Here is a 5,222-nt window from a genome sequence, read left to right on the forward strand (position 1 = left end):
CAGCCCGGGTCGGTGTAGTCGCCGGCCTTCTGGTCCTTGCGCACCTTGACGACGCTGAACATGCCGCCCATGCCGACCGCGCCGAAGGGACCGGTGCCGGTCATCATCGCGGCGGTGTTGTCGGGCAGCGGCATCTCCATCTCGGTCATGTCCTTCATGCCGCGCTCGCCCATCACCATGTAGTCGGGCACCAAGCGGGTGATCTGATTCACGACGTCCCGGTGGTCCACGCCGATCATCGTCGGCACGTCGTGGCCCATCGCGTTCATCGTGTGGTGGCTCTTGTGGCAGTGGAAGGCCCAATCGCCTTCCTCGTCGGCCAGGAACTCGAGCTGACGCATCTGGCCCACGGCGACGTCGGCAGTAACCTCGTATTGGCGCGTCGACTTCGGCGTCGGCCCGCCGTCGGTGCCCGTGACCAGAAACTCGTGGCCGTGCAGATGCATCGGGTGGTTGGTCATCGTCAGGTTGCCGACGCGGATGCGCACCTTGTCGTTCTTCCTCACCACCAGCGGGTCGATGCCGGGAAAGATGCGGCTGTTCCAGCTCCAGAGGTTGAAGTCGAGCATCGTCATGATCTTGGGCGTGTAGCTGCCCGGGTCGATGTCGTAGGCGTTGAGCAGGAAGACGAAGTCGCGGTTCACCTCGTCGATCAGCGGGTGCTTCGTCTTGGGGTGGGTGATCCAGAAGCCCATCATTCCCATCGCCATCTGCACCATCTCGTCGGCATGCGGGTGGTACATGAAGGTGCCGGGCCGGCGCGCCACGAACTCGTAGACGAAGGTCTTGCCCGGCGGGATGCCGGGTTGGTTGAGCCCCGTCACGCCGTCCATGCCGTTGGGCAGGCGCTGGCCGTGCCAGTGCACGCTGGTGAGTTCGCCGAGCTTGTTGGTGACGAAGATGCGCACCCGGTCGCCTTCGACCACCTCGATCGTCGGCCCGGGGCTCTGGCCGTTGTAGCCCCACAGGTGGGCCTTGAAGCCGGGCGTCATCTCGCGCACCACGGGCTCGGCCACGAGGTGGAACTCTTTGACCCCCTGGTTCATGCGCCAGGGCAGCGTCCAGCCGTTGAGCGTGACCACCGGGTTGTAGGGGCGGCCGCTGGCGGGCACGAGCGGCGGCATGGTGTCGGGTCGGGTTTGCAGCACTGGCTCGGGCAAGGCGGCCATCGCGACCTTGCTGACCGAGGCCGCGGTGGCGGCGGCGGTGATGGCACCGGCACCAAGAAGAGAACGTCGGGAAACCATGGTGTGTTCCTTGAAGGTGTCTTGATGGGGTTCAGTGCGCGCCGGCCTCGCCCGCCATCGCGGGGCCACTCGGTGCGCCAGTGACTGAGGCCAGGCTGGGCTTGCCGATGAGGGCCATGTCGAGATCGGCCTGCGCAATCCAGAAGTCGCGCTTGGCTTCGATGGCGGCGTTGACGCTGGCGATCTGCGCGCGTGCATCGGCCAACAGCTCGAACACGCCGATCAGCATGCCGTTGTAGCGAAGCACGTTCTCTTCGGCGATGCGCTGGCGCAGCGGCACGATCTCGTCGAGATGGTGGCGCGCGATGTCGTACGCCGTTCGGTAGGCGCCATACGCTTCGCGCACCTCGGAGCGGGCGTTGATGGCGGTCTCGGCCGCGCGGTGCACGCTTTGCATGTAGACCGCTTCGCTGCGCGCCACGCGTGCGCCGCTCCAGTCGAACAAGGGCAACTCGAAGCTCAGCTCCCAGCCGCGCTGGGTCGGCGCTTCGTTTGAGCTGTTGCGCACCAGGCCCAGTTCCAGCACGTTGATGAAGCGGGTGCGGCGTGTGAGGCCCAGGTTCCGGGCCGTCTGCTCGGCCGCGAGTTTGGCGCCTTGCACGTCGAGCCGCTGCGCGAGCGCCACCCGTTCGATGTCGGGCAGGTCGAGGGCTTGCGCCGGCAGGTCGGGCAGGCGTTCGGGCAGGGTGAACTGGGTTTGTGGCCCCCATGCGCCGAGCAGGCGCGTGAGGCGCTCGCGGGTGGCGCGCTGGGCCTGTTCGGCGCGGGCGAGGTTGAGCGCCGCATCGGCATAAAAACCCTGTTCACGCGCACGTTGAAGCTTGTTGAAGTTGCCCACCTGCTCCATGCGGCGGGCCAGCTCGGCGCTGGCCTCGGCGGCCTGCTTCACCTGCTGCATGTAACGCACGCTCTCAACGGCCGCGAGTGCGTTGACATACGCCTTGCGTGTGTCCGCAGCCAGCGAGAGCACGTTCATCGCGACCCCACTCTGCGTTTGCTCGAAGCGCCGTTTTTCCATCGGGCCGATGAGTGGCATGGCCAGCAAGCGGGCCAGATTGAGGTGCAACCCCCGCTCGATCTCGATTTCGTCGCCGCGTGTTAAACGCCCGAAGCTGAAGCCCGGGTTGGGCAGGCGGCCGGCTTGCACCCGCTCCGCCTCGCTGATGCCCAGCTCCTGAAAGTTCGCCTGCAGGCCGCGGTTGTTCAACAGGGCGACCTGCACCGCGTCGTCCATCGTCAGCGGTTGAGCCAGCAGCTCGGCGACGCGTTTGTCGATGGCCTCTTGATCAGCAGCCGAGCGTGCCCAGCGCAGCTCCTTGCCCAAGCGCACTTGTGCCGTTTGTTCGACCGACGCAAAACCGCCGTCTGCGCTGAAGGAAGCACAGCCTGCGAGCACGGTGCTGAGCAGCACCGCTGCGGTGGTGGTAAGTGAAGTGCACGCGTTCATGGCTTGTGGGTGCCGTGACGCCCGTGGGGCATCGGCTTGGCCGTGCCGGGTTGTGATGCCGCCGAGGCGGGCGCCGCCGCCGGCTCGGCCTGCTGCGCCTCGCGGGTGTAGACACGCCAGCCGCCGATGCGGTTCACCGTGTCGTTGGCCTCGCGCCAGGACAGCGGTTTGTCCTCACCCAGTCGCCGGTAGGCGGTGAACGACGATTGATAGACGAGCGCCGGCACCTGGGCCTGCGGGTCGAGCGGGTCGGGCCGGGCGCCCGGTGCAGCGGTCTGCGCGTGGGCGGGCCAGGCGGCCAGCAGCAGCGCGGCTGGCGTGAGCCAGCGACAAATGGAGACAAGCATGATGACCTCGCGTCAAAACCAGAGGGCTCCTGCGCCGCGCGTGCGGCCAGGAGTGACGTGACCCGGCGGGGTGTCGCCGGGTCAGTGCGCGAGGGGGCTTCGGGGCGGCCGGTCGGGGCCGTCGGTCGCAAACGCGACGACGCCGGGCGCGACCGCAGCAAAGACCGTGGTGCCGAACTCGGGCGGCACCAGTTGCGGCAAGGCGCTCAAGACCGCGATACCGGCGCAGCACGAGGCGCACGAGCTGCACTTGTACTGGCCCAGGTCGGTCAGCTTGTCGGGTGAGGCCGGCTTGTGGCCCGCCCGTTCAGCGCTGTGCTGGTGCCCTTCAGCAGCGCCATGGTGGAGGTGATGGTCCGAGGCTGGTGGGGCCGCGGCCTTCACCGTGTGCATGCGCTGGTGACTGCTGCCGCAAACAAGCATGGTGGCGTTGGCCAGCCCCTGGGCGGGCAGCGCCAGCGCCAACAGGCAAGCCATCACAAATTTGAGCCACACACACATGGCGCGACTCTAGCCCAATCGGCATAGCCACCTGCGCATGCAGGGGCTCGGTGGTCTATTCTTCCGCCTTCTCCAGAACCCGAGGAACCCCGATGGGCTACCTGCTGCTGATCGTCGAACCCACCCACCAGCGCCGCACGCGCACCGAGCTCGAAGGCCGCGCCGTCTACCAGCGCATGGTCGACTTTGGCGACTCGCTCAAACAGCGCGGCTTGCTGCTGGCCGTGGAGTCGCTCAAGTCGCAAGACGACGCTGCTCGGGTGGCGGTGCGCAACGGCAAGACCCAGGTGCTTGACGGCCCTTTCGCCGAGGCCAAGGAAATGATCGGCGGTTTCTTCCTGCTCAACTGCACCACCCGCGCCGAAGCCGTCGCCATCGCCGCCACCTGCCCGGCGGCGGAGTGGTGCACCCTGGAAGTGCGAGAGCTGGGCCCCTGTTACGAGTAATTCCAGGTTTCAACAGAACCTGGCGCGTGTCGAAAACGCCCGACCTCGTTCGTCGTGTGGATGTGAACCGAATTTTTCAACGGTTCCACCCAACTCACCACGAGGAGAAGCGACATGCGATTCATGATCATCGTCAAGGCCACGGGCCGCTCCGAGGCCGGCATCCTGCCCGAGGAGGGCTTGATGGCCGCCATGGCCGACTACCACGAACAACTGGTCAAGGCCGGTGTGCTGCTCGACGGCAACGGCCTGCAGCCGAGCGCCCGCGGCTGGCGCATCCGCTACAGCGGCGGGCGGCGCACCCTGGTCGACGGGCCCTTCGCCGAGACCAAGGAGCTGGTCGCCGGCTACACCATCATCCAGGTGCGTTCGCGCGAAGAAGCCATCGAGTGGACACGCCGTTTCCCGGCGCCCATGGGCGAACAACAAGACGCCGAGATCGAGGTGCGCCAGATGTTCGAGCTCGAAGACTTTGCGCCAGGGCAGTCTGTTGAGCGCTTTCGCGAGATGGGCATGAACCAGGGAGCCGCCGCATGATCGCCGCCATCGCCCTCGTGCTGGCGGTGGCCGTCGCGGCCCTGCTGCTCTATGCCGCCACCCGGCCCGACACGATGCAGATCCAGCGCTCGATGGAAATCCAGGCGCCGGCCGAGCGCATCCGCTCGCTCATCAACGACATGCAGCGCTTCAACACCTGGAACCCCTACAACCAGAAAGACCCGACGATGAAGGGCACTTACCGCGGCCCCAACGCCGGCCCCGGCGCGGCCTACGATTTCGAAGGCAACAAAAACGTGGGCAAGGGCAGCATCACGATCATCGAACCGGCTGCGCCCCACCGCGTGACGATGTCGCTCGTGATGACTGCACCGATGGCCTGCGACAACGTCATCGACTTCACGCTCTCGCCCCAGGGCCCGGCCAGCACCGACGTGACCTGGGCCATGCGCGGGCCCTGCCCGTTTCTCGGCAAGCTGATGGGCGTGATCTTCAACATGGACAAGATGGTCGGCCGCGACTTCGAGACCGGCCTGGCCAGCCTGAAGGCGATTGCCGAGCGCCGCTGAACACTCAACCCCAAGGAACAGCCGTGAACAAACTCATCTTCGTCAACCTGCCCGTCAAGGACTTGCCGCGCTCGCGCACCTTCTTCGAGGGCATGGGCTACCACTTCAACCCGCAGTTCAGCAACGACCAGGGCGCCTGCCTGGTGATCAGCGACACCATCCACGCG

General features: G+C 66.6%; 8 protein-coding genes. 4 read left to right on the forward strand and 4 right to left on the reverse strand.

What is annotated here, in order from left to right; genetic code table 11:
- The 4 genes from RMO40_RS01185 to RMO40_RS01200 form a co-directional block, all read right to left on the reverse strand.
- Positions 1-1,247: copper oxidase (locus tag RMO40_RS01185; RefSeq protein ID WP_309715154.1), on the reverse strand; the 1,247-nt coding region annotated here is incomplete at its 3' end.
- A gap of 31 nt (positions 1,248-1,278) precedes the next feature.
- The gene (locus RMO40_RS01190; protein WP_309715156.1) at positions 1,279-2,694 is read right to left on the reverse strand and encodes a TolC family protein; all 1,416 of its coding nucleotides are present in this window, start codon (positions 2,692-2,694) and stop codon (positions 1,279-1,281) included.
- Entirely contained in the window at positions 2,691-3,041 is a 351-nt protein-coding gene (locus RMO40_RS01195; RefSeq protein WP_309715158.1) for a hypothetical protein, read from the reverse strand. The genes RMO40_RS01190 and RMO40_RS01195 overlap by 4 nt, the downstream gene beginning before the upstream one ends.
- An 81-nt stretch (positions 3,042-3,122) precedes the next feature.
- A complete protein-coding gene (locus tag RMO40_RS01200) occupies positions 3,123-3,542 on the reverse strand; it encodes a hypothetical protein (protein ID WP_309715160.1) in 420 nt (139 codons plus the stop codon).
- Positions 3,543-3,634: 92 nt separating this feature from the next.
- Here RMO40_RS01200 and RMO40_RS01205 point away from each other — a divergent pair, with 92 nt between their 5' ends.
- The 4 genes from RMO40_RS01205 to RMO40_RS25455 all read left to right on the forward strand — a co-directional run.
- A complete protein-coding gene (locus RMO40_RS01205; RefSeq protein WP_309715162.1) occupies positions 3,635-3,988 on the forward strand; it encodes a YciI family protein in 354 nt (117 codons plus the stop codon).
- Between the two features lie 114 nt (positions 3,989-4,102).
- Positions 4,103-4,525: a YciI family protein gene (locus RMO40_RS01210; RefSeq protein WP_309715164.1), complete on the forward strand. Its 423-nt coding sequence runs from the start codon at positions 4,103-4,105 to the stop codon at positions 4,523-4,525.
- A complete protein-coding gene (locus tag RMO40_RS01215) occupies positions 4,522-5,055 on the forward strand; it encodes an SRPBCC family protein (RefSeq protein ID WP_309715166.1) in 534 nt (177 codons plus the stop codon). Before RMO40_RS01210 ends, RMO40_RS01215 begins: the two co-directional genes overlap by 4 nt.
- Before the next feature lie 23 nt (positions 5,056-5,078).
- Positions 5,079-5,222 (forward strand): VOC family protein (locus tag RMO40_RS25455; RefSeq protein ID WP_489660086.1); only part of this gene is annotated, 144 nt, incomplete at its 3' end.

Origin of the sequence: Rhizobacter sp. (assembly GCF_031412075.1) — a bacterium.
Taxonomy (GTDB): domain Bacteria; phylum Pseudomonadota; class Gammaproteobacteria; order Burkholderiales; family Burkholderiaceae_C; genus Rhizobacter.

What these genes read in the sequence shown, in the direction of transcription:
- RMO40_RS01215 (WP_309715166.1), top strand. Translation starts at nt 4,522, where the DNA reads ATGATCGCCGCCATCGCCCTCGTGCTGGCGGTGGCCGTCGCGGCCCTG.
- RMO40_RS01200 (WP_309715160.1), bottom strand. Translation starts at nt 3,542, where the DNA reads ATGTGTGTGTGGCTCAAATTTGTGATGGCTTGCCTGTTGGCGCTGGCG.
- RMO40_RS01190 (WP_309715156.1), bottom strand. Translation starts at nt 2,694, where the DNA reads ATGAACGCGTGCACTTCACTTACCACCACCGCAGCGGTGCTGCTCAGC.
- RMO40_RS01210 (WP_309715164.1), top strand. Translation starts at nt 4,103, where the DNA reads ATGCGATTCATGATCATCGTCAAGGCCACGGGCCGCTCCGAGGCCGGC.
- RMO40_RS01205 (WP_309715162.1), top strand. Translation starts at nt 3,635, where the DNA reads ATGGGCTACCTGCTGCTGATCGTCGAACCCACCCACCAGCGCCGCACG.
- RMO40_RS01195 (WP_309715158.1), bottom strand. Translation starts at nt 3,041, where the DNA reads ATGCTTGTCTCCATTTGTCGCTGGCTCACGCCAGCCGCGCTGCTGCTG.